This is a genomic window from Pseudomonas sp. MS01C9 (assembly GCF_058202755.1).
Map to the genome: position 1 here is coordinate 5,049,198 of NZ_CM177073.1, position 24,266 is coordinate 5,073,463.

At 62.3% G+C, this 24,266-nt stretch carries 20 protein-coding genes; 11 read left to right on the forward strand and 9 right to left on the reverse strand.

The features are described 5' to 3' along the window. Positions 1-100 precede the first annotated feature (100 nt). Entirely contained in the window at positions 101-1,042 is a 942-nt protein-coding gene (locus AC1M7R_RS22945; RefSeq protein ID WP_072398949.1) for a FecR family protein, read from the forward strand. 91 nt (positions 1,043-1,133) lie between these two features. Here the strand turns inward: AC1M7R_RS22945 and AC1M7R_RS22950 are convergent, their stop codons facing one another. Beyond that, complete coding sequence (locus tag AC1M7R_RS22950) at positions 1,134-1,550, reverse strand: hypothetical protein (RefSeq protein ID WP_072459551.1); 417 nt, start codon at positions 1,548-1,550, stop codon at positions 1,134-1,136. A gap of 499 nt (positions 1,551-2,049) precedes the next feature. Between AC1M7R_RS22950 and AC1M7R_RS22955 the strand changes: the two genes are divergently transcribed. From AC1M7R_RS22955 to AC1M7R_RS22965, 3 genes are read left to right on the forward strand one after another with little or no spacing between them, the layout of a single operon-like run. After that, positions 2,050-2,598 carry a TRAP transporter small permease gene (locus AC1M7R_RS22955; RefSeq protein ID WP_072398940.1) on the forward strand — a complete coding sequence of 183 codons (549 nt, stop codon included), beginning with the start codon at positions 2,050-2,052 and terminating at the stop codon, positions 2,596-2,598. Beyond that, on the forward strand, positions 2,595-3,875 hold the full coding sequence (locus tag AC1M7R_RS22960; protein ID WP_072398941.1) for a TRAP transporter large permease subunit: 1,281 nt from the start codon (positions 2,595-2,597) through the stop codon (positions 3,873-3,875). Before AC1M7R_RS22955 ends, AC1M7R_RS22960 begins: the two co-directional genes overlap by 4 nt. Positions 3,876-3,931: 56 nt before the next feature. Beyond that, positions 3,932-4,951, forward strand: a complete 1,020-nt coding sequence (locus AC1M7R_RS22965; protein ID WP_072398942.1) for a TRAP transporter substrate-binding protein — start codon at positions 3,932-3,934, stop codon at positions 4,949-4,951. 137 nt (positions 4,952-5,088) lie between these two features. Here the strand turns inward: AC1M7R_RS22965 and AC1M7R_RS22970 are convergent, their stop codons facing one another. Together AC1M7R_RS22970 and AC1M7R_RS22975 are read right to left on the reverse strand one after the other, a co-directional pair. Continuing rightward, complete coding sequence (locus AC1M7R_RS22970) at positions 5,089-5,880, reverse strand: transporter substrate-binding domain-containing protein (RefSeq protein WP_072398943.1); 792 nt, start codon at positions 5,878-5,880, stop codon at positions 5,089-5,091. A gap of 122 nt (positions 5,881-6,002) precedes the next feature. Further along, entirely contained in the window at positions 6,003-6,881 is an 879-nt protein-coding gene (locus tag AC1M7R_RS22975; protein WP_072398944.1) for a LysR family transcriptional regulator, read from the reverse strand. A gap of 100 nt (positions 6,882-6,981) precedes the next feature. Between AC1M7R_RS22975 and AC1M7R_RS22980 the strand changes: the two genes are divergently transcribed. Further along, complete coding sequence (locus tag AC1M7R_RS22980; protein WP_072430555.1) at positions 6,982-7,407, forward strand: VOC family protein; 426 nt, start codon at positions 6,982-6,984, stop codon at positions 7,405-7,407. Between the two features lie 85 nt (positions 7,408-7,492). Here the strand turns inward: AC1M7R_RS22980 and AC1M7R_RS22985 are convergent, their stop codons facing one another. Together AC1M7R_RS22985 and AC1M7R_RS22990 are read right to left on the reverse strand one after the other, a co-directional pair. Next, entirely contained in the window at positions 7,493-8,125 is a 633-nt protein-coding gene (locus AC1M7R_RS22985) for a response regulator (RefSeq protein ID WP_072398946.1), read from the reverse strand. Between the two features lie 31 nt (positions 8,126-8,156). Continuing rightward, positions 8,157-9,518, reverse strand: a complete 1,362-nt coding sequence (locus AC1M7R_RS22990) for a cache domain-containing protein (RefSeq protein ID WP_072398947.1) — start codon at positions 9,516-9,518, stop codon at positions 8,157-8,159. A 239-nt stretch (positions 9,519-9,757) separates the two neighbouring features. Between AC1M7R_RS22990 and AC1M7R_RS22995 the strand changes: the two genes are divergently transcribed. Both AC1M7R_RS22995 and AC1M7R_RS23000 read left to right on the forward strand, forming a co-directional pair. Next, entirely contained in the window at positions 9,758-11,818 is a 2,061-nt protein-coding gene (locus AC1M7R_RS22995) for a carbon starvation CstA family protein (RefSeq protein WP_072430556.1), read from the forward strand. A 16-nt stretch (positions 11,819-11,834) separates the two neighbouring features. Continuing rightward, complete coding sequence (locus tag AC1M7R_RS23000; protein WP_072390895.1) at positions 11,835-12,032, forward strand: YbdD/YjiX family protein; 198 nt, start codon at positions 11,835-11,837, stop codon at positions 12,030-12,032. Positions 12,033-12,363: 331 nt separating this feature from the next. On the opposite strand, the gene AC1M7R_RS23005 is transcribed toward AC1M7R_RS23000, so the two are convergent. Next, entirely contained in the window at positions 12,364-14,160 is a 1,797-nt protein-coding gene (locus tag AC1M7R_RS23005; RefSeq protein ID WP_072390897.1) for a methyl-accepting chemotaxis protein, read from the reverse strand. Positions 14,161-14,374: 214 nt separating this feature from the next. Between AC1M7R_RS23005 and AC1M7R_RS23010 the strand changes: the two genes are divergently transcribed. Then, positions 14,375-16,486 (forward strand): TonB-dependent siderophore receptor, encoded by a 2,112-nt coding sequence (locus tag AC1M7R_RS23010; RefSeq protein WP_490609941.1) that lies wholly within the window; start codon positions 14,375-14,377, stop codon positions 16,484-16,486. Positions 16,487-16,548: 62 nt separating this feature from the next. On the opposite strand, the gene AC1M7R_RS23015 is transcribed toward AC1M7R_RS23010, so the two are convergent. Next, positions 16,549-17,547, reverse strand: a complete 999-nt coding sequence (locus tag AC1M7R_RS23015; protein WP_072459243.1) for an acyltransferase family protein — start codon at positions 17,545-17,547, stop codon at positions 16,549-16,551. A 646-nt stretch (positions 17,548-18,193) separates the two neighbouring features. On the opposite strand from AC1M7R_RS23015, the gene AC1M7R_RS23020 reads away from it, so the two are divergent. The 3 genes from AC1M7R_RS23020 to AC1M7R_RS23030 are packed head-to-tail and all read left to right on the forward strand — an operon-like array spanning position 18,194 to position 21,348. Further along, positions 18,194-19,603 carry a circularly permuted type 2 ATP-grasp protein gene (locus tag AC1M7R_RS23020; RefSeq protein WP_072390903.1) on the forward strand — a complete coding sequence of 470 codons (1,410 nt, stop codon included), beginning with the start codon at positions 18,194-18,196 and terminating at the stop codon, positions 19,601-19,603. Between the two features lie 3 nt (positions 19,604-19,606). After that, positions 19,607-20,557, forward strand: coding sequence for an alpha-E domain-containing protein (locus AC1M7R_RS23025; protein WP_072390906.1), 951 nt, complete (start codon positions 19,607-19,609; stop codon positions 20,555-20,557). After that, positions 20,554-21,348 (forward strand): transglutaminase family protein, encoded by a 795-nt coding sequence (locus tag AC1M7R_RS23030; protein ID WP_072390909.1) that lies wholly within the window; start codon positions 20,554-20,556, stop codon positions 21,346-21,348. Before AC1M7R_RS23025 ends, AC1M7R_RS23030 begins: the two co-directional genes overlap by 4 nt. A 180-nt stretch (positions 21,349-21,528) precedes the next feature. Here the strand turns inward: AC1M7R_RS23030 and narL are convergent, their stop codons facing one another. Together narL and AC1M7R_RS23040 are read right to left on the reverse strand one after the other, a co-directional pair. Then, positions 21,529-22,176, reverse strand: a complete 648-nt coding sequence (gene narL / locus AC1M7R_RS23035; RefSeq protein ID WP_072390912.1) for a two-component system response regulator NarL — start codon at positions 22,174-22,176, stop codon at positions 21,529-21,531. Continuing rightward, entirely contained in the window at positions 22,173-23,972 is a 1,800-nt protein-coding gene (locus tag AC1M7R_RS23040) for a HAMP domain-containing protein (protein ID WP_072390915.1), read from the reverse strand. Before AC1M7R_RS23040 ends, narL begins: the two co-directional genes overlap by 4 nt. Positions 23,973-24,266: the final 294 nt, after the last annotated feature.

Here is a 24,266-nt window from a genome sequence, read left to right on the forward strand (position 1 = left end):
GTCAACTGCGCTTGCTCGGCTGTTTTCGCCTGGCCTGCTCGCCGCGTGGCGACTTTACGTACAACCCTTGGATCGGATCAATTCGTGAGTACGTGTGCGCTTGAACATCTTCAGCATCGCTTCCCCTGATGCCACGCCAGAGGCTCGACTGGCCGACGAAGCCCGAGACTGGCTGATCCTGCTGACCTCGGGACGGGCCACCGTGGCCGATGCCCGGGCCTTGCGCCAATGGTGTGGGCAAAGCCCCGCGCACGCCCAGGCATTCGAGCAGGCCAAGGCGCTTTGGCAGGGGCTGCTGCCGGCCGCCGAGGCCATGCAGGCACCGCGGCATTTCGGCCGTCGGGCATTCCTGGGCGGGGCCATCGCGGCATCGGCGGGTTTCCTGTTGATCAGGACGATGGTGCCCGGCGGAATTTCCGGGCTGGGAGCCGACTACGTCACCGAGGTTGGCGAGCAGCGGCGGGTGGAACTGGGCGATGGAATCAGCCTGGAGCTCAATACCCAGACCCGCCTGAGTCGCCGTGCGCTGGCAGAGGGAGGGCAGGCACTGGAGTTGCTGGCTGGAGAGATCGAAGTGCAGGGGCGCAGTGTCTCGACGGTCAGCGTCCAGGCCGGCACCGGCTGGATCAGCGCTGCACGGGCACGGTTCAACATCCGCTACGTGGACCAGAGCGTCTGCACTACCTGCCTGGAAGGCGTCGTGCAGGTGCAGGTACAGGGGCAGAGCTTGCGTCTGGAGCCGGGCATGCAATTGACCTACGGCAATGGCCGTACCGGCCAGCCACAGAACGCCGATGTATCGGCTGCCGTTGCCTGGCGCGAGCAAGTGCTGGTCTTCAACGACGCCACGTTGGCCAGCGTCATCGATGAAATCAACCGCTACCGTCCGGGCATGTTGTTGCTGCTCAATCGTGAGTTGGGCCAGCGCAAGGTCCAGGCGCGTTTCCGTCTCGATCAACTGGCTGGCGTGGCGCTGCTGATCCGCGACGCCTACGGGGCCCGATGCATCGAATTACCGGGTGGGGTAGTGGTACTCAGTTGAAGCCACTGGTGCTTTGCGAGCCGTCTCGAAGCTGGCGTGGCGGCACTCTCTGTCACGCCACGCAGCTTCTCGAAGGGCATTGACGGGACCTTCAGGCGACGGTCGCGGCGCTGCGTTCGCGCAGCTCCTGCAAGCGATCGGCGCCGCCTTCGGCGACACGATTCTCCAGCAAGCGGTCGGACCCGCCCTCGGCGACACGACGTTCCAGCAAGCGATCGGACCCGCCTTCGGCGACACGACGTTCCAGCAAGCGGTCGGAGCCGCCTTCGGCGACACGACGTTCCAGCAAGCGATCGGACCCGCCCTCGGCGACACGACGTTCCAGCAAGCGGTCGGAGCCACCTTCGGCGACACGGCGTTCCAGCAAACGGTCGGACCCGCCTTCAGCCAGGTGTTGCGCAGCCTGGCTGTGGGGCGTTGCGCTCGCCGAGGCGACATTCGCCACGCCGACCCCGCCAACCAGGGTCAGGGCCAGTGCCAGGGAGGATATCTTCGAGAAACTGAGCATGGTGGTTCTCCTTGCGTTCAAGTGGATTGGGTCCGTGGCAGCGAAGGGTGTTGCTGTCCGGTGATCACAGTTAAACGCCTGGATGTATCGACGCTGTGTGGCGGGAGAGGGCGAAATCGACGGTTTCGTATCTGTCGCGGGTTCATATACAGACCGATACAAATCCGTTGTAGACCTGCCTGCCAGTGCTCAATTCCGAGGACTTTCCCTAGCCGATAATCGCACGCTTTGTACGGTGGGCAGGCCTGGGTTATTGACCGAACTAACCGGTTGGTACATTTTAGGCGCAACAGTCTTGTCCGATACGGCGGGGCTCATAATAAAAATAGAGGAACACCCTATGCGCAGCCGTCCGCGGGCACCCCACGCTCTCTCTTCGCTCTGTCGTTTCATTCCTGAAGCCATTTGCGTCTCCGGTTCGACCCGGTAGCGGCCCACGCCGCTGCGGTCCTATCGCGCCGCCGAGGCCGGCGCTCGACAAACCCGAGAGGTCTTCAAGATGACCAAAGTCGTCGATCTGTATTTCAAGTTGCTCAAGTTGCTGATTGTCCTGTGCATGGTCGCGATGATCGTGCTGGTATTCGGTAACGTCGTGCTGCGTTACGCCTTCAACTCCGGCATCAGCGTGTCCGAGGAGCTGTCGCGCTGGTTCTTCGTCTGGATGATTTTTCTCGGCGCCCTGGTGGCACTCAAGGACCGCGCGCACCTGGGCATGGACAGCCTGGTCAAGCGTCTGCCAGCGGCCGGCAAGCGCGCCTGCCTGGTCATCGGGCATCTGCTGATGCTGTACATCTGCTGGTTGATCTTGCTGGGCAGCTGGCAGCAGGCGGTGATCAACCTGCAGGTGGTCGCACCGGCATCCGGTCTGTCCATGGCGCTGTTCTATGCCGCCGGCCTGGTATTCGGTGCCAGTGCCGCGCCGATCCTGCTCCATGAACTCTACCTGGCCCTGTTCGGCAAGCTCGGCGACGACGAGCTGGTGATGATCAAGGACAACGACGCTACGCAAGTGCTGGCGCATAACCCCATCAAGAGTGACCGCCCATGACACTGGCCATTTTCCTCGGGTCCCTGATGGGCAGCATGGCGCTGGGCATACCCATCGCGTTTGCCTTGCTGGTGGTCAGTGTGGCGTTGATGGTCTACCTGGACCTGTTCGACGCGCAGATCATTGCCCAGAACCTGCTCAATGGCGCCGACAGCTTTCCGCTGATGGCGGTGCCGTTCTTCATGCTGGCCGGCGAAATCATGAATGTCGGCGGCTTGTCCAAGCGCATCGTCAACATTGCCATGGCCCTGGTAGGGCATAAGCGCGGTGGCCTCGGTTACGTGGCGATCATCGCGTCCTGCCTGCTGGCATCGCTCTCCGGCTCCGCCGTTGCCGACGCGGCCGCACTGGCGGCGTTGCTGGTGCCGATGATGGTGCTGGCCGGGCACTCCCGGGGTCGGTCGGCCGGCCTGATCGCGGCCGGCAGCATCATTGCGCCGGTCATTCCCCCCAGCATCGGTTTCATTGTGTTTGGCGTGGCGTCCGGTGTGTCGATTTCCAAGCTGTTTCTGGCCGGCATCGTGCCAGGGCTGTTGCTGGGCGCTTCGCTGGCCGTGGCCTGGTGGTACATCTCGCGCAACGAGCATGTGGAAACGCCCCCCAAGCGCTCCCGCGCCGAAGTACTGCGCACCCTGCTCGACGGCAGTTGGGCGCTGGGCCTGCCCCTGATCATCATCCTGGGCCTGAAGTTCGGCATCTTCACCCCCACCGAAGCCGCAGTGGTGGCGGCGGTCTACTCGCTGTTCGTGTCCCTGGTGATCTATCGGGAAATGAAAGTCAGCCAACTGTACGAAGTGATCCTGTCCTCGGCCAGGACCACTTCGGTGGTGATGCTGCTGGTGGCGGCGGCCATGGTTTCATCCTGGCTGGTGACCATTGCAGACCTGCCGGGTCAGTTGGTGGAGCTGCTGGCACCCTTCATGGACAACCAGACCCTCCTGCTGCTGGTGATGATGGCGTTGATCATCCTGGTGGGAACGGTCATGGACATGACGCCGACCATCCTCATCCTCACGCCGGTGCTGATGCCCGCGGTCATCCAGGCGGGGATCGATCCGGTGTATTTCGGCGTGCTGTTTCTGATCAATACGGCCATCGGCCTGATCACCCCGCCCGTGGGCACGGTACTGAATGTGGTGTGCGGCGTGGCGAAGCTGGATTTCGAGGAGATCGTCCGCGGGGTCTGGCCGTTCATGCTCGCGCAATTCGTGGTGCTGTTCCTGCTGGTGCTGTTCCCGCAACTGGTCCTCGGGCCGTTGAAGTTCTTCACCGGATGAGCCCGGTGCAAGCCTGGTCAGCTCGACCTCAACAACAATAATGAATGGAGAGTGACATGCGAAAACTGATGAAGACCCTGTTGGCCGGGGCATGTGCGACGGGGTTGCTGCTGGGCAGCGTGGCCGGCCATGCGGACGAGATACGCGAGCGCACCCTGCGATTCGCGTTCCAGAACGTCAAGGAACATCCACAGGGCCAGGGGGCGCAGAAGTTCGCCGACCTGCTCAGCGAAAAGAGCGGCGGCAAGATCAAGGTCCGCCTGTTCCCCGGCGGCACGCTGGGCGGTGACGTGCAGACGGTGTCTGCCCTGCAGGGCGGTACGCTGGATATCACCGTGCTCAACTCGGGCATCCTGGCGGCCCAGGCACCGGACTTCGCCATGCTCGACTTTCCGTTTCTGTTCAACGACGCCGCCGAGGCCCATGCGGTGATCGACGGACCGGTCGGCCAGAAGCTCGCAGCGCAACTGGACAGCAAAGGGTTGGTCGGCCTGGGCTACTGGGACCTGGGGTTTCGCCACCTGACCAACAGCAAGCATCCGGTGAACCGGCTCGAAGACATGCAGGGCCTGAAGATTCGGGTCATTCAGTCGCCCATCTACCTGGAAACCTTCTCCGCGCTGGGGGCCAACCCCGTGCCGATGGCGTTCCCCGAGGTCTACACCGGTCTTGAACAACACACCATCGACGGCCAGGAGAACCCGTTCACGGTGATCGAGGGCAACAAGTTCTACGAGGTGCAGAAATACCTGTCCGTCACGGGCCATATCTTCAACCCGCAATCGTTGATCATCAGCCAGAAGACCTGGAATCGCCTCAACGATGCTGAAAAAACCATGATTCGCGAGGCCGCCGCCCAAGCGCAGCACTTCCAGCGGGAAGTCACCGCGGCGAGCATGGACAAGGCCAAGGCGACGCTGGCTGGCGCGATGACCGTCAACGAACTCACCCCGGCCGAGAAAGATCGCTTCCGCGAGCGGGTGCGGCCGGTGATCGACAAGTTCGCCCAGTCCCTGGACGCCAACCTGGTGAAGATGATGTACGACGAAATCGCCAAGGTGCGGGCAGGACAGTGAGCTGAATCGGGTCCCGTTCAAGTCTGTGGGAGCGCGCCTGCTCGCGATGGCGGTGTGTCAGCGACTTGCAGTGTGGCTGACCCGGCGCCATCGCGGGCAGGCTCGTTCCCACAGCCTAACGCATCGTTATCAGAGCGTTATCGAGCCCCTGGCACCGCCAGCCACTGCCCGATGACTTTCTGGTAGCTGCCATTGGCCTTGCTCAGGTGCAGCCACTGGTCCACATACATTTTCCAGGTGGTGTCGTCCCGAGGCAGCAGATAGGCCTTCTCGCCATATTGCAGGTAGCGGGTCGGGTTGACGGCGCAAAGGCCAGGCTTGAGTTTCTGTTGGTAGAGGGCTTCCGACGCATCGGTGATCATCACGTCGGCCCGCTTGTCCAGCAGCTCCTGGAAGATGGTCACGTTGTCATGGAAACTGAGCTGGCCCTTGGGCAGGAAGGCCCGTACGAAGGCTTCGTTGGTGCCGCCGGCGGGCTCCACCAGGCGCACCGAGGGCTGGTTGAGCTGCTCGATGGTCTGGTAGCGCGACTGGTCTTCGCAGCGCACCAGCGGGATTTTTCCGTCCACGTCCAGGGTGTCACTGAAAAACGCTTTCTTCTGGCGTTCCAGGGTCACGGAAATCCCGCCCATGCCGATGTCGCACTTGCCTGCCAGCATGTCCGGCATCAGGGTCTTCCAGGTAGTCTGCACCCACTGCACCTTCACCCCCAGGCTCGTGGCCAGGGAGCGTGCCATGTCGATGTCGATGCCTTCGTATTCACCGCTTTCAGCCTTGTAGGTGTAGGGCTTGTAGTCACCGGTGGTGCAGACCTTGAGCTCGCCGCGTTGCAGGACCTGATCCAGATGGGAAGGGGCCGGCTCGGCCATGACGCTGCCGCACAGCGCCATCAGGCCGCAGAACGTCATTGTGCTTATTGTGTTTTTCATAGGGACGCACGTCTCGCAAGGGAAGGGGACAAGACGGGCCAGTGTAGTGAAAGTGCTTGCAGGCTGTCACCGAAGGCGTGGGCTGGGCATGCTTGCGCCCGCGGTGGCGGCAGGGCTCGTGTTCAAGGGCCGTCCGGTCGGATATGTTCGCTCATCAATTGCACGAGCGATCCCACAGGCTCGCTCAGGCTTTGGGGGCGACGATGCACGAGGCCGATATCACGGTGAAAAGTGTGCTCCCCCAGCTCCACCACCCGGACGTCGCCGGGCCAGTCCTGATGGGCGGCGGTCTGGGGAATCAGCGCGACCCCCACGCCTTTTCCCACCAGTTTGATGATCGCATCCAGTTCATCCAGCTCGCATATTTCTCGCAGGTTGACAGGCATCCGGCTGAGGAATCGGTCCACCTGCCTGCCGCCGAAAGAAGAGCGGTCATAACGGATGAAGGGCTGGCTGGCGAGCAGTTCGGTCCAGTCATCCCCGGGCACATCGGCGGGTACGATCAATCGGTAGGGCTCACGGACCAGAGTGGCCCAGCGCAGGTCGCTCTGCAGTGAGAAAGGCGGGCGAATGATGAGGGCCATGTCGATCTCACCGGCGTCCACAAGGTTGATCAACTCGATCGACAGGCCGGGTATCACGCGGGTTCGGCATTGCGGATACTGTCGGTGGAACTTCGCCAGCGCGTCCGGCAGGAACGAGCGCTGTACCGAGGCGATGGCGCCGATGTTGATCAAGACACTGGCGGGCGCACCGATGCTGGCGGAGCCCAGGTTGTCGTACAGGCGCAGCAGGTCCTGGGCCTGGAGCAGGATTTGATGACCCATCCGATTGAGCTGGGCGCTACGACCCTTGCGATCGAAGATCGGGAAGCCCAGCTCGGCTTCCAGACGCTGCATCTGGGCGCTGACGGCGGCCTGGGTCAGGCCGATTCGGTGGCCGGCGGCGGCGAACGTGCCCTCGCGGCAGACGGCGACCAGTGTTTTGAGTTCTTTGATCATTCACAAAGAATAGTTGTGTTCCTGAGCGATTTATATTGATTTTTTTATCTTCTGCGCGGCGCTAGGCTGGTTTCCCTGACCTCAAACCCCTGGAGTCCCGATGAGTATCGCGCCTTTTCACCTGGCTATCCCTGTATATGACCTCGCGGCCGCCCGCGCTTTCTACGGCCAAGTGTTTGGCCTGGAAGAAGGGCGGTCCAGCGCCCAATGGGTCGATTTCAATTTTTTCGGACATCAGCTGGTGATCCATGAACATCCGAAGACGCCGTCCCAGGAAAGCGTCCATAGCAACCCGGTGGACGGTCATGACGTTCCTGTCCCGCATTTTGGCGTGGTGCTGGGCTGGCAGGAATGGGAAGCGTTGGCCGAACGCTTGAAGTCCTTCGGCACCGAATTCGTGATCGAGCCCTATATTCGCTTCCAGGGCCAGGTTGGCGAACAGGCGACCATGTTTTTATTCGATCCGTGTGGTAACGCGCTGGAATTCAAGGCCTTCAAGGACATGGGCCAGCTGTTCGCGAAGTGAAGCGAGGCACCTGCCGGAGCCATGGCGCCGTTGCAACCTTGCGTGGACGGTTCCGCCCGCTGCATCCGCGTCAGCCGTCCACTGTTCAGCTGGATATGATCCCGTGATCGATGGCGTACTTCGCCAGTGCCGCGGGTTTGTCGATGTTGAGCTTGCGGCGGATGCTCAGGCGGTGGGTCTCGACGGTGCGCACGCTGATGTCCAGTTCCCGGGCCATTTCCTTGTTGTTCAGGCCCTGGACCATCTTGCGCAGCACCTGGCTCTCGCGAGGGGTCAGTTCGTTGTCGGTGTTCGGATCGGCGGCGAGCCGCTGGGCGATCTCGGCGCTGTAGAAGGTGCCGCCGCTGATGATGGCTTCGATGGCGGCGATGATTTCCCGCGATGGGGCGTTCTTGAGCACGTAGCCACTGGCGCCGGAGCGCACGGACTCGCTCACGTATTCATGATTGTCGTACATGCTGAGCATGAGGATCTTGAGGCTGGGGTACTGCTTGCCCAGCAGCCGGGTCAGTTCCAGTCCGTTCATGTCCTTGAGGCCGATGTCCATCAGCAGCAGGTCCGGCTGGCAACGACCGATCATTTCCAGCGCTTGCTCGCCGTTCTCCGCTTCACCGACCACCTCCAGTTGCGGCATGACGGACAGCAAGGCCCTGATGCCGTCGCGGACCAGGGAATGATCGTCCACCAGCGCGACACGGATTACAGGGGGCAGGCTCATGGGCAGGCGCTCTTGTTGTAATGGGGGCTCATCAGCTTTGCGTGACCGACATGTTCATGGGGAGCAGGACGTCCAGTTCGCTTCGTCCGGGTGTCGAGGTCAGTTCCAGGCGGCCGCCGAAATGCTCGACCCGTTCGCGGATATTACGCAAGCCGATGCCAGCATGGCCACGTTCGACCTGGGGCACGTTGAAGCCCATGCCGTCATCCACCACCGTCAGGCGCAAGGACTGGCCCGAACCGAACAGGGTGATGGCGACCCGCTTGGCTCCGGCGTGGCGTTCGATATTGGTCAAGGCCTCCTGGGCGATGCGGAACAGCGAGACGGGGGCGCCATTTTCCAGCCGGCAGTCGAATTCGTTGCTTCGATAGGACACTTCGAGCCCGCTGCGCTGTTCGAACTCGGCGGCGAGCTGGCCGATGGCGGCCGGCAGGCCCAGGGTATCGAGCAGGGAAGAGCGCAGGTCATGGGAAATGCTGCGGATTTCGCCGATGGCCTGGCCCAGCCGGTCGGTGGCGTTCTTCAGGATACCCAGGCCATTTTCCTGGCCATTCTCCAGGACATGGCTGGCGAGTTCGAACTGGAACTTTATCGACACCAGCACCTGGCTGATGCCGTCGTGAAGCTCGCGAGACACCCGTGAGCGCTCTTCCTCCTGCAAGCTGACGATGCGCTGGTTCAGCCGTTGCAGTTTCTTGTCGGCCAGGCGGTGCTCACTGACGTTCAGGGTCATGCCGCCGGCGAATACCAGCAGCACCGCCACCAATGCCACCGCGGCGATGGCCTGCATGGTGGTGTGGATGCCCTGGGCCACTTCATCGCGGGCCTTCTGGGTGGCGAGTTCGACATCCTCCAGGTAGATCCCGGTGCCGAGCATCCAGCCCCAGCGATCGAGCATGACCACATAGGCCAGTTTGTCGGTCACCTGGCCGGAGGAGGGCTTGTTCCAGGCATAGCGCTGGAAGCCTTCGCCTGACTCGGCGCTTTTGATCAGCGCCTGGATGACGGGCAGGCCGTGGGGATCCTTCATGTCCCAGAGGTACTGGCCCACCAGTTCCGACTGGCGTGCATGCATCAGGCTGCGGCCCTGGCGATCGTAGACGAAGAAATAACCGTTGATGCCGAAGCTGAGCTTGCGCAACTCCTCCAGCACTTGCTGCTGGGCCTTTTCGTCCCCCTGTCCATCGTTGTACAGCGGGGCGATCAGGCTCTGCGCCATCTCGACATAGTTCTTCAACTCGGCGCGCTTGCTGGCCAGGATGCTGTCTTCGATCAGTTGCGCCTGCTGATCACCCAACTGGCGGTTGAGGGAAATCACCAGCACGCAGATGACAGCGATCGCCAGGACCAGGGGCAGGATCCCGAGGGCGACGATTTTGTGTTTGAGCAGCATCTGTACTCCTGTCCGGGCCTGGCGAGGGGAGGCGTGATGACTGGCATCATATGCCAAACATCCTACCCGATAGCAGACCTGTGCAAGCAAGCCCGGCCCTGCAAGACCGACGGCGTCTACGTAGTACTACGGATTTATTTATTGACGGCTTGCAACGATATTGGGCCGGCTCCGAATAGCCGGGGCACATTATAAAAACAATCGCCGCAGTCCTCTTGGACATCGGCAGGAGACACGCAATGACAACCCGTCTGGTTAAACACCTCGCCTGGTTTGCCGTGGCTGTTCTGGGAGCCTGTGCGTTGAGTGTCGTGGCCTTGCGCCGCGGCGAACCCATCAACGCCCTCTGGATCGTCGTCGCAGCCGTGGCCATCTACCTGGTCGCCTACCGCTACTACAGCCTTTTCATCGCCAACAACGTGATGCAACTCGACGCGCGCCGGGCCACTCCCGCCGTGCTCAACAACGATGGCCTGGACTATGTCCCGACCAACAAGCACATCCTCTTCGGCCACCACTTCGCGGCGATTGCCGGCGCGGGGCCGCTGGTCGGGCCGGTGCTGGCGGCGCAGATGGGCTACCTGCCCGGCACGCTCTGGCTGATCGCCGGCGTGGTGCTGGCCGGTGCGGTGCAGGATTTCATGGTCCTGTTCCTGTCCACCCGCCGCAACGGTCGCTCCCTGGGCGACATGGTGCGCGAGGAAATGGGCCGTATCCCCGGCACCATCGCGCTGTTCGGCTGCTTTCTGATCATGATCATCATCCTCGCGGTGCTGGCGCTGATCGTCGTCAAGGCCCTGGCCGAGAGCCCGTGGGGGATCTTCACGGTGATGGCGACCATCCCGATCGCGATGTTCATGGGCATCTACATGCGCTACATCCGCCCGGGCCGCATCGGTGAGATCTCCCTCATCGGCGTGCTGTTGCTGCTGGGTTCGATCTGGCTGGGCGGGCAGGTGGCCGCCGATCCGGTCTGGGCCAAGGCCTTCACCTTTACCGGCGTGCAGATCACCTGGATGCTGATCGGCTACGGCTTTGTCGCGGCGGTGCTGCCGGTGTGGCTGATCCTGGCGCCGCGGGACTACCTGTCCACGTTCCTCAAGATCGGTACCATCGTCGCCCTGGCGATCGGCATCCTGATCACCATGCCCGAGCTGAAGATGCCGGCGCTGACCCAGTTCACCGACGGCACCGGCCCGGTGTGGAAGGGCGGGCTGTTCCCGTTCCTGTTCATCACCATCGCCTGTGGCGCGGTGTCGGGCTTCCATGCGCTGATTTCATCGGGCACCACGCCCAAGCTGCTGGATAACGAAGTCAATGCCCGTTACATCGGCTACGGCGGCATGCTCATGGAGTCCTTCGTGGCGATCATGGCCATGGTCGCCGCTTCGGTGATCGAGCCGGGCGTGTACTTTGCCATGAACAGCCCGGCGGCCATCGTCGGGACCGACGTGGTGGCCGTGGCGCAGACCGTCAGCAACTGGGGCTTTGCCATCACGCCGGACGCGTTGCAGGCGGTGGCCAAGGACATCGGCGAAACCACCATCCTGGCCCGCGCCGGCGGTGCGCCGACCCTGGCGGTGGGTATCGCGCAGATCCTGCACTCGGTGCTGCCGGGTGAGAACACCATGGCGTTCTGGTACCACTTCGCGATCCTGTTCGAAGCGCTGTTCATCCTCACCGCGGTGGACGCCGGCACCCGTGCCGGGCGGTTCATGCTGCAGGACCTGCTGGGCTCGTTCGTGCCGGCCCTCAAGCGCACCGAATCCTGGCCCGCCAACCTGATCGCCACCGCCGGTTGCGTGGCACTGTGGGGCTACCTGCTGTACCAGGGCGTGATCGATCCGCTGGGTGGCATCAACACCCTGTGGCCGCTGTTCGGCATCTCCAACCAGATGCTGGCGGGGATCGCCCTGATGCTCGGTACCGTGGTGCTGATCAAGATGAAGCGCCAGCGCTACGTCTGGGTCACGCTGCTGCCGGCGACGTGGCTGCTGATCTGCACCACCACCGCGGGCCTGATCAAGCTGTTCGACGCCAACCCGGCGATCGGCTTCCTGGCCCTGGCGCGCAAGTACAACGATGCCCTGGCCGCCGGCCAGGTCCTGGCCCCGGCCAAGAGCGTGGAGCAGATGCAGCACGTGGTGTTCAACGCCTACACCAACGCCACGCTGACGGTGCTGTTCCTGTTCGTGGTCTTCAGCATCCTGTTCTACGCGCTCAAGGTCGGCATCGCCGCCTGGGGCACGAAAGAGCGCACGGACAAAGAAGCGCCATTCCAGGCCCTGCCGGACGCGTAACCAGAGGATTGCAACGATGTTCAATGACTTGAGTCGCCTCGGTAAATACCTCGGTCAGGCCGCCCGCCTGATGGTCGGCATGCCCGACTACGACAACTACGTCGAGCACATGCAAACCAAGCACCCGGACAAGCCGCTGATGGACTACGAGGCGTTCTTCCGCGAACGCCAGGAAGCCCGCTACGGCGGCAAGGCCGGGCCCAAGTGCTGTTGAACCGCTGATTGCCGGCGGATGATGCAACCCTTGTGGGAGCGAGCCTGCTCGCGATGGCAGTGGGTCGGCTGACGATGATGTCGCTGATCCACCGCTATCGCGAGCAAGCTCGCTCCCACAGTTGTTTCTGGGGGCTCAAGAGGTGCATACACCTCAGACCCCTTTGTAGGATGACCTCAGGATTTGCTTACGCCACGGATCCCTTGTGGGAGCACGCCTGCTCGCGATGGCAGTGGGTCAGTTGACGATGATGTCGCTGATCCACCGCTTGTGAGCAGACTTCCCCCCAGCATCAGTCGTTTCCGGGGGAGGGGGGCGTGTAAGCGCACCCTCACTCCGCCAGCAACACCGCCGCATCGAAGCCCACGCGCAAGTTGCCCCAGTGACGACCGCCAAAGAAGAACGGGACGTCGATCTCGGTCATGATTTCCCCGGTATCGCGCAGGTAGGTCTGCAGCAGGAAGCGCTGGACGTTGCCTGCCGCACGTAGGCCAATGGGGTCGTTGAAGATTCGCTTGTTGCGGCACACCGGCAGATCCACCGCCCTGTCGCCGGTCGGTGGCTTCGAAACCCAGCTGTTGTTCACCGGGCAATACCCCTTGCTGTCGACAATGAACGAAACCTTGCCCCCCGGCGTGCTGCGGGTGAGGGTGTCGCAGGCTTCCTGGCAGACCTGGGCGAAGCGTTCGGTGTAGCGGGTCATGTACTGCTTGGGATCGGTGCCCGGGATCAGCTGATAACTCTGGTCGAACAGATCGAGCCCCTCGTCCAGCAGTGCCTGCAGGCGGACCTGAAGGGTGTCGCGGCATTCGCTGGCCCGGGTGATGGCGGCGTCCAGCTTGCCATGGCCGAGCACGAAGCGGCCCAGCAACGCCTGTACCCGCTCGGCCACGCCGGACAGGTCGCGGGTGGCGGTCGCCGAATGCTGCATGCGCTGATCGATGGACTGGCTGTCGGCGTGGATCTGGGTGACTCGCTCGTTGATGCCGGTGTTGGCATCGGCGAACTGCTGGATATGCTCGGCGATGTCCGCCAGCTTGCCATTGGTGGACTCGAAGTCGCCGATCATGCTTTCGAAATGGCCGGAGGCGCGCTCCACGACTTTCTGGGTTTCCCGGGCGCTGTGGCTGATCTGGGTGGTCTGTTGATGGGTGGAGCTGACTTCTTCCAGCATGGCGTCGATGTTGCGGGAGATATCGTCGGTGGCCCGGCTGACGTTCTGTGCCAGGGTCCGCACCTCATCGGCCACCACGGCGAAGCCTCGGCCGCTTTCGCCGGCCCGGGCGGCTTCGATGGCGGCGTTGAGCGCCAGCAGGTTGGTCTGGGCGGAGATCTGCTGGATCAACCCGACGATGGACTTGATGCTCGAGGAGCGCTGGTTCAAGGCGTTCACCAGCGTGGCGAACTCGTTGAGGCTGCTGGAGATTTCGCTGATGTTGCCGGTCACTTCGAGCAACTCGGCGTAGGAGTCGCGGGCCATGCTCAGGTTCTGGGCGGTGGTGCTGGAGATGCCCTGGGTCTGGCGCGAGACTTCCTCGATGCGGCCAACGGCGCTGTTGCTCTGGTCCATCACTTCCTTGGCGAAGCGTGCCTGGTGGGTAGCGCTGTCACTGGAATCGCTGATGTTCTTGAGCGAACGCGCCGATTCCACGGCGATGTGTACGGTCAGGGCCTGGACGTTGCTGATGATTTCCCGCTGCTTGGCCAGGAAACGGTTGCACGTGCCTGCCAGTACGCGGATTTCGTCGTGGGTCACCAGGGGCAAGTCCTTGGACAGGTCGCCTTCGCCGTTGGCGATTTCCTCCAGGGCCTTGGTCATGGCTGTGACCGGGCGCACGATGAGATGGCGGAAGTACCAGACCATGAAGCTGATCATGCCCGCCGTCAGTAACGTACCGAACAGCAGCGCGTGGGTCAGGCTGTCGAGTCGCCCCTCGATCTGCCCCAGCAAGGCGGCGTCCAATTGGGCATTGCGCAACTGCAGCACGATGTCCGCACGGGCGCTGAGGGCGACCCAGTACAGCAACCCGCTGACCACGACCAGTAGAAAAAGGCTCGACAGCTTTTTAGTGAGGGTATCGAAAAAACGCATTTCGATAGACTCGTACAAGTCCTTTAACGTCTGCATACCGTCGCTCCTGGGCGGAAAAATCTTTTAATGGAATACATTCGACCGAAAGCGCCAAAGCTTTAGGCGGGGAAGGGCTATTTGATATCACTCTGCAAAAGTCGGCCCGATTCATAGGGTTGGAAGGCGATGGGTTTGATGGAAAAGATTTACTGGGAATTATTCTCAAAGTATATTCGCTCTCATTAACGTCCCCTCCCATGAGTGCCCTTTCTTGAAGCGTTCCATCCCTTTCGCTAACCGCAGCGCATTCTTCAAGCGTGTGCTGCCCACGCTGTCCTGCTGCCTCATCGCCAGCCCCTTGTGGGCGCAGGATTCCCTTGAGCTGCCCACCACGGATATCCAGGGCACCCGCATCACTCAGGACGAGGGTTACACGGCATCGCAAGCCAGCACGGCGAGCAAGAGCGATGTACCGATCAAGGAAGAGGCGCAGTCCATCAATGTCGTCACCCAGCAGACCCTGGATGACTATCAGGTGCGCTCGCTGAACGATGCGATGAAATTCGTCAGCGGTGTCAGCCAGGGCAACACCCTGGGCGGCTCGCGGGACTCACTGGTCAAGCGCGGCTTTGGTACCAACGACGATGGCTCGATCCTGCGCGATGGCGTGCGCTCGAACCTGGGGCACAATTTCAGCGCCACCACCGAGCGGGTCGAGGTGCTCAAGGGGCCGGCCTCGTTGCTGTATGGCGCGCTGGAGCCGGGCGGCCTGATCAACGTGATCAGCAAGAAGCCCGAGTACACCCGGAGCACCACATTGAGCGGCTCGGGCTACAGCGAAGGCGGCGGCACCATGGCCCTGGATACCACCGGGCCGTTGGGAGACACAGGGTTGGCGTATCGCTTGATTGCCGAGCGCAAACATGAAGATTACTGGCGCAACTACGGGGTCAACGAGAGCACTCTGGTCGCGCCTTCGCTGGCCTGGACGGGTGAGCGGGCTTCGTTGAATTTGAGTTATGAGTACAACGAATATTCCAATCCGTTTGACCGGGGCACAGTGTTCCGCAATGGACATCCGGTGGACATCGATTATGACAAGCGCCTGGACGAGCCCTGGGCCAAAAGCGTGGGCATTCGCGAGACAGCGACGGCGCGTTTCGAGTATGAGCTGAGCGAGGCGTGGAAAACCCGCGTGACGTATGGCTGGAACAATGATCGGTACAGCCTTTCGATTGCGCAGCCGAGCCAACTGACTGGCAATATCCTGCGCAGGGCTGCCAATGGCGCGCACTACGATGATGAGACCCGTTACGCGAGTTGGGATTTCATTGGTAAGCAGGAGCTGTTCGGCCAACGCCATGACCTGCTGGTGGGGGTCGATAATCAGGTATCCGATCAGTATCGCGGCAAGACCTATCGTGGGGTCGCGCAAGGCGGATTCGACATCACAGCCCCTGTCTACGGTGGGCTGGCAGAGCCGGGCAGAATCAATGCGGCACAAAGTAATCTGAGCAACCAACTGACATCCAGCTCCATCTATCTCAAGGACAACTGGCATCTGGATGATCGTTGGATCCTGGTGTTTGGTGGTCGCTACCAGCATTACGATCAATACACTACACAAGGACTGGTTCCTGCTTCGCCGGTTCGCGACGATAACGGCGACGCTTTCGTGCCATTCCTGGGCGTGGTCTACAAGGCATCCGAGACCCTTTCGCTGTATGGCAACTATAGCCGTTCATTCAAGCCCAACGACGTGGTCGACAAGGACAGTCGTACCTTCAAGCCAGAGGAGGGGCGCAGCTATGAAATTGGCGCCAAGTACGATCCGTTGCCGGGCTTGAACATCAATCTCGCCCTGTTCGACATTGTTAAGAAGAACGTAGTGACTACTGTCGACGAAGTCTCCGAAGCCGCCGGAAAAGTCGGCTCCCAAGGCCTGGAACTCGACATCACCGGTCGCCTTTCCGACCGCTGGGACCTGATCGGCACCTACGCCTACACCCATACGGAAATCCTCGACGATCCGGATGACGAAGGTCACCGTCTCGCCGACGCGCCGAAACACACCGCCAGCCTGTACCTGACCCATCATCTCAATGTCCCCGCCGAATTCGGCGCCTGGCACGCCGGGGGCGGTGCGCGCTACGTTGGTGAACGAGCCGCCAATAACGACAACGATTTCTGGCTGAGCAGCTACACCGTCGCCGATGCCTTCCTGCGCTGGGAATCTCCGGTGCTGGGGCACAAGACCTCGTTGCAGCTGAACGTGGACAACCTGTTCGACAAGCAGTACTACCCGTCCTCCACCGGCAGCGAGCTGCAGGTCAACGTCGGCGAGCCTCGTACCGCACGCCTGAGCGCCAGCGTGACATTCTGATCGCGCTGCGCTGAAACCGAAAAGCCCGGGTTTTGTCCCGGGCTTTTTCATGGTGTCGCAGGCTAAGCCGGGGTGCCGCCGACGGGGGGCTTCGCCGCGTCCTGCCTGACGCCTGACCTGAGGGCGTGGCGAAGCTTCAGCGCCGGTCGCTCCACCAGGTAATAGGACACGCCGCTCAATGCGAACGACAGCACCAGTACCGCCGTGATGATCAGCGCGTTGTACTCCACCGGCCAGAACGCCCGCAGTACGTACATCACCACGAAGTGGTTGAGGAACACCCCGTAGCTGATATTGCCCAGCAGTTCGTCCAGCCGATGAGGCTTGTGCCTGGCGAGCAGGAATACTGCCGGCAGGCCGAGGGCGATGCCGAGGGTGACTTCCGCGTTGAAAGGACGGCGGGGAATGAACCCCATGGCAATGCCCAGGCACATCAACCCAGCCACAGCCGCGGTCATCGACGCGATCCACAGGCCCTTGGCTTGGGCCCGGTACAGGTAGCTGCCACAGAGGAAAATGAACAGCACGCCCGGGAGCAACCGGTAGCCGTATATATCCGTGTCGAGGTAGCCCAGCGAGGCAACCAGGAAGATCGCCACGGACGCCGCGAATGCGATGCCCCGCGCCCTGTAGCGGATCAGGAACGGGATCAGCAGGTAGAAACACATTTCCATGCCCAGGGACCAGGCCGGCGGCAGGATCTGCGGCACGGTGATGCCGAACATATAGAAACCCAGCGGTACGATCGGCAGGCTGGTGGCGACGTTTTCCAGGGTCAGGGCCGCGGCCTGGGGTGTGCCGGGCAACAGGAAATGAATCACCACGCAGGACAGGGCGAAGTAAAGCAGGAACTGAGGGTACAACCTCAACAGCCGGTCGATGTAGAACAGGCCAATCTGCCCATCGCTGCCGTAGTTGCGTTCGATCAGGGAGGTCATCACGAAGCCGCTGATGATCAGGAAGGAAATCACGGCCACCACGCCGGGATTGAAGCCCATGAACGTCACGCCCATATGAGACATCGCCACCAGCATTGCCAGCAGCAACCGAAAGACCCCCACGTGCATCATCCTTAATCAGAGTTGATCCGTTTGCGCGATACGTTATTGGGCTTTGCGGGCAGTTGACAGCCGTTTGCGCGACGGCGGCGGGCCAGTGGGGACAATTGTCACTTTTGACACACATGGGCTTGGTTCGATTGCCGGCTTGCAGGGAGGCCGAAATCGCCAGTGGGTAGTAATTTCCCCGTTTCAGGGCATCAAGCGCCCTTCATCCGTTTCGCTGCACCGATTCGACCCGTTTGCGATGTCCTGGTCAGGCGCCGTGCAGGGCTTTGCAGCCTTATCAGGTGCTTTTCGCCGCTCAAACGAATAAAAATTTCACGGTTACGCCATTTTGCGCCGGTTTTTCCAGCGAAAGCGCCTAACCTCGAGCTTGGGCACAGCCTTTGCTACGGCTTGAGTCAGTGGCCACCGAACCGGGGGCTTCCATGGAACAGACACCCACAGAACAGAGGAGAGGGGCACTACGCAGAGTTGAAGGGGGCGCACGTCTTCCAGACGCAAAGGCCAGATCAGCGACCGACATCCATGAGGTGCTCATAGAACCAGGGCTCATCAAACAAGGCTCACCCAAACAGGCAAGGCCGCACTATTGGAATGACGCAGTGATAAGAAATGCCGTGTAGAACGCGGCTGGGAGTTGGCTATGCCCCGAGCTTTTTTCAATGAAATGTATGACGCCAAGGGTGACTGCCGCCCGCATTACCAAGCCTTCGCACGCTGGTTGGCGGACACGCCGACCGAGCTGCTCGAGCAACGCCGGCGCGAAGCCGACCTGCTGTTCCATCGCGCCGGGATCACCTTCACGCTGTATGGGGACGAGCAGGGTACCGAGCGGTTGATACCGTTCGACATCATTCCGCGCAGCATCAAGGCCAGTGAATGGCAGACGGTCGAGCGCGGCTGCATCCAGCGGGTCCAGGCCCTGAACATGTTCCTGGCCGACATCTATCACGACCAGCGCATTCTCAAGGAGGGCATCATCCCGGCCGAGCAGGTGCTGGCCAACGAGGGTTACCAGATCGCGATGCAGGGCCTGAACCTGCACCGGGGCATCTATGCCCATATCGCCGGTGTCGACCTGGTGCGTGACGGCGATGGCAGCTACTACGTGCTGGAAGACAACCTGCGCACCCCCAGCGGCGTGAGCTACATGCTCGAAGACCGCAAGATGATGATGCGCCTGTTCCCCGAACTGTTCGCGGCCCAGCGCGTGGCCCCCATCGATCATTACCCGAACCTGCTGCTCGACACCCTCAAGAGCTCCAGCCCGCTGGACAACCCCACCGCCGTGGTCCTGACCCCCGGCCGTTTCAACAGTGCCTATTTCGAACACGCGTTCCTGGCCCGGGAAATGGGGGTGGAACTGGTGGAAGGGGCCGACCTGTTCGTGCGCGACGACCATGTCTACATGCGCACCACGGCAGGTCCCCAACAGGTGGACGTGATTTACCGTCGTCTCGACGATGCGTTCCTCGATCCGCTGTCGTTCAACCCCGACTCCATGCTGGGCGTGCCCGGGCTGATCGCCGTGTACCGCGCCGGCAATGTGGTGCTGGCGAATGCCGTCGGCACCGGCGTGGCCGACGACAAGTCGATCTACCCCTACGTGGACGAGATGATCCGCTTCTACCTCACCGAAGAACCCATCCTCAAGAACGTGCCCACCTGGCAGTGCCGCAAGCCCCAGGACCTGTCCCATGTGCTGGCCAACCTGCCCGACCTGGTGGTCAAGGAAACCCAGGGCTCCGGCGGCTACGGCATGCTGGTGGGGCCGGCGGCGACCGCGGCGCAGATCGAAGACTTCCGCGCCCGCCTCAAGGCCCGGCCGCAAGACTACATCGCCCAACCGACCCTGAGCCTGTCCACGTGCCCGACCTTTGTCGAGAACGGCATCGCCCCGCGTCATATCGACCTGCGTCCGTTCGTGCTGTCGGGCAAGGAGACGCGCCTGGTGCCCGGGGGGCTGACCCGCGTGGCGCTTCGCGAGGGCTCGCTGGTGGTGAACTCGTCCCAGGGTGGCGGTACCAAGGACACCTGGGTAGTGGAGGATTAAGACATGCTTTCAAGAACCGCTTCGGACCTCTACTGGATGTCCCGCTACCTGGAGCGCGCCGAGAACCTGGCGCGCATGCTGGAGGTCAGCTACTCGCTGTCGCTGATGCCCCAGGCCGGGCGTAGCGACGGGCACGCCGAGCTGGCGATGTCATTGCTGGCCGCCGGTACGCTGGACGACTACAACGCTCGTTATGGGGCGCTCGACAGCGAACACATGCTGCATTTCTTCGCCCTGGACGACACCAACCCCGGCAGCATCTACAGCTGCCTGCGGGCGGCGCGGACCAATGCCCACGCCGTGCGCGGACGCATCACCGCCGACATGTGGGAAAACATCAACGCCACCTGGCTGGAAATGCGCAACATCGCCGGCAATGGCCTGGGACGCTACGGCATCAGTCATTTCTGCGAATGGGTCAAGGAACGCTCGCACCTGTTCCGTGGGGCGACGTCGGGCACCATCATGCGCAACGATGCCTACTGTTTCATTCGCCTGGGCACCTTCATCGAGCGGGCGGACAACACCCTGCGGTTGCTGGACGCCCGCTACGAAATGTATGGCGAGGAGTCGGAGGAGGTCAGCGACAAATCGGCGCGCGGCTACTACCAGTGGAGCGCGTTGCTGCGGGCCCTGTCTTCCTTCGAGGCGTTCAACGAGATCTACCGCAATGCGCCGAATGCCGAGCAGGTCTCGGAAATGTTGCTGCTGCGCGCCGATGTACCGCGCTCGTTGCTCGCCTGCATCGAGGAACTCGACCACATCCTGGCCAGCCTGCCGGGCAACAATGGGCGCCCGGCCCAGCGCCTGGCCGCGGAGCTGCACGCACGCCTGCGTTATTCCGGGATCGACGAGATCCTGGCCTCGGGCCTGCATCTGTGGCTGACCGACCTTATCGACCAGATCCGCCACCTGGGCCAGACCGTCCACGAATCCTATCTGGAGGTCGTATGAAACTTTCCATACGCCATGACACCACCTACCGCTACACCGACGAGGTGTGCACCAGCATCCAGTTCCTGCGCCTGACGCCCAAGGACAGCCAGCGCCAGCGCATCCTGCAATGGCACCTGGAGTTGCCGCGCCTGGTGCGCAGCCAGCTCGACCCGTACGGCAACATCCTGCATGTGATGACCATGGACGAGCCCCACGGCGCCTTGGTGCTCACGGCCTACGGTGAGGTGCAGATCCACCAGGCGGTGGAGGTGGAGCCGGATGACCAGTCGCCATTGCCGTTCCTGCGTACCAGCCGTCTCACCCAGGCGGACGACGCCCTCGGTGCCTTCGCCGAGGAACAATGCGCGGGCCGACGCGATCGTGCCGCCTTGACCGCCCTGATGGACGGCCTGGTGGCCCGCATGCCCTACAGTCCGGGTACGACCGCGGTCAACAGCACGGCCGCCGAGGCGTTTGCCGGCGGCTCGGGTGTCTGCCAGGACCATACCCACGCCTTTCTGGCGTGCGCCCGCAGCCTGGGGATTCCGGCACGGTATGTCTCGGGCTACCTGTGCACCGAGGATGAAAGTCACCTGGCGAGCCACGCCTGGGCCGAAGCCTGGCTGGGCGATGGCTGGTACAGCTTCGATGTGACCAACCGCCTGACCCGCCCGGACCGGCACCTGAAGCTGGCGGTCGGCCTGGACTACCTCGATGCCTGCCCGGTGCGGGGCATGCGTCGCGGAGGCGGGGCGGAGCAGATGCAGGCCCGGGTGCAGGTGAGCTCCATGGTCCAGGTCCAACATTAAGTGCTGTTCGAAAAGCCCTGATACTCGGTGATGCGGCGTCGAAAACCGCCTCGGAATGCTCGTTTACGCCAGTGAATCCAGCTTCCCAGGCGGTTTTTGCCTGGCCTGACCTTTGTCTCCGAGGACTTTTCAAATGGCGGCTGGGGAGCCGGGCGGGGAGACCTGCCCGGGCATTGCAGCCTAACCGACCCCGCGCAGGTGCTCCATGGCCCATACGGCGGCCTCGACCCGCGAGCGCAGGCCGAGCTTGTGCAAGAGGTTCTTGACGTGGACCTTCACCGTGCCTTCGGTGATGCCCAGCTTGTGGCCGATGACCTTGTTGCTGTAGCCGGCCGCGATGGTCTTGAGCACCTGGCGTTCGCGCTCGGTCAGGTCCACGTCGGCCTGGCGGGGCGGGGAGCGCAGGGCCTGGGCCATGACACGAGTCAGCCCGGGACTGATCACCAGGGCGCCCTTGAGCGCATCGCGGATGTACTGCACCAGCAGCTCGGGCTCCATGTCCTTGAGCAGGTAGCCGTTGGCGTCCAGGCGCAGGGCATCGCGGATGTCGTCCTCGGCATCGGACACGGTGAACAGCAACACCTTGCCGCTGTAGTTCATGGCGCGCAGCCGACGCAGGGTTTCGATGCCGTTCATCTGCGGCATGTTGTTGTCCAGCAGCACCAGGTCGGGCTTGAGCGGTTCGATCAAACACAGGGCTTCTTCGCCATGGCTGGCTTCGCCGACGATCTGCAGGTCGTCTTCGAGTTCGAGCATCTGGCGAATCCCGCGACGCATCATCGGATGGTCGTCGACCAGTAGCAGGGTGTGGCGCAGGGGGGCGTTCATGTGACGGTGCCTTCGGTGTGTTGGCCCAGGAATTCCGGCTGGAAGCACACCTGGATACGGGTGCCCTGGGGTGTCCGGGAGAGGATCTGCAGCTGGCCGCGCAGGCTGCGGGCCCGTTCGTTCATGATGTTCAGGCCATGGTGTTCGCGCTGGTCCACTTCGCCGCTGAAACCACGGCCATCGTCTTCGACCGACAATTGCACCGTCTCGCCTTCCTGGCGCAACTGCAGCCAGGCATTCTCGGCGTGTGCGTGGCGCAGGCAGTTGGACAAGGCTTCACGGGTGATCTGCAGGATATGGATCTGTTCGCTGGCCGACAGCTCGAAAGCCAGTGTGTCGATGAACAGATGGACCTGGAAGTCCCCGCGGCTGGAGAACTCCGCGGCGGTGTCCTTGAGCTCTTCCACCAGGCCGTCATCGTGGATCTGCAGGCGAAACGTGGTCAGCAATTCCCGTAGCTGGCGATAGGCGTTGTTGAGTCCTTCGCGCAGCTCGCCGGTCACCGCTTCCAGGGTTTGCACCGGTTCGCCACGACGCATCAGGGTCTGCATGCGGCTGACCTGCAGTTTCATGTACGACAGGGCCTGGGCCAGGGAGTCATGCAGCTCCCGGGCAATGATGGTGCGTTCGTCCAGCAGCAACAGGCGATGGTCCTGCTCGCGCTGGCGCTTGAGGGACAGTGACGTGCCGATCACGTTGGCCAGGGCCTGGATCAGTTCGGTCTCCCAGGGTTGCGCCGTATGGCCGTCGACGAAATGCGCCTTGAGCTCGCCCAGTTCGTTGCCCTGGTTGCTGATGCTGAAGGTCTGTGGCCGGGCACCATGATGCTTCTGACAGGTGGCACAGTCACTGCTGGCACAGACCTCGCGGTTGTTGGCGCCATGAATCGCCAGCAGTTGCCGCGCGGGGGCCTGCAGTTGCCCTTGCAGGCAGAGCGACAGGCGCAGGCCCGGCAGCCGCTGCTGGAAACGACCGATCAGCTCATCCAGGCCCTGGGCATTGGCCTGGCGCGTGGCGAGGCTGCGGCTGCTCTGGTACAGCAGTTCCAGGGCGGCATTGGCGTGTTGCAGGTTCAGGGTTTTCTGGCGGACCTGTTCTTCCAGGGTCCGGTGGGACTGCTCGATGGTTTCGGCCATGGTGTTGAAGCTGGTCGCCAGTTGGCCCAGTTCATCCTCGGACTGGTGATTGACCCGGACCTGGAATTCACCACGGCGAAAACGCTGGGTCGCCTCCACCAGTTCCTGCAACGGCGTGACCACGCTGTATTGCAGTTCGTACAAGCCGATCAGCAGGATGATCATGGTGCTGAACAGCGCCATGCCCTGGATCGTCTGTTGCCAGCCCTGTTTGTGCTCGCTCTGGCGTTGCAGCAGGGTGACGAACTGGTCCAGCTGCGCGACGAAGGAATCCGCGCTGGCCTGCAAGAGCGCCGAGTCGCCGCGCTCGACGGCGGGGCGCAGGGTCTCGTCCCAGCGTTGCAGAAGGTCACGATAGCTCTGGTTCAGGGCAGTTGTCGGGCCGTCCTCCAGCACGGCGCGAAGGGAAGGGCTGTTGAGGCGTTGCTGCAGGCTGTCGACGATGGCCGGGATGGCGGCGGTGTCGCCCGCCGCCAGTTTCCAGCTCAGGTGGTAGGTCTCCATGCGCACCGAGCCGGCGGTGTTGATCGCTGCCGCATCGCCCTGGCTGAACCAGGCGATCAATCCGGCGCTCAGGGAACTGGCCAGGGCAAGGATGGCAATCAGGATGACTGCTACCGCGGCGCGCGCGGGCAGGGAGCTGCGCAGCCAGCCCATCATTGCGGCTGGCCCTGGCGCAACAGCGGTAAAACGAGCATAGGGTGCCTCGGATCGAGGGTGTTGCAGCCGATCCCGGGCGCACTACCTCTAAAGAGTTGTTGGCCGTTCCGTTTCCATAAAAGCTTCGGCCAATTCGTTCAAGCTATTGATAAACAAAAGGTTCTATCAATTTCAGGGACTACCTCCTTGGAGGTAGGTGGGCCAAGCATAGGCCCATACCCCCGGGAGGCTCTTTGACTCACGTCAAGTTTTTGCGGGGTAGGCATCACTAGTCTGCGCTCATCGAACTGATGG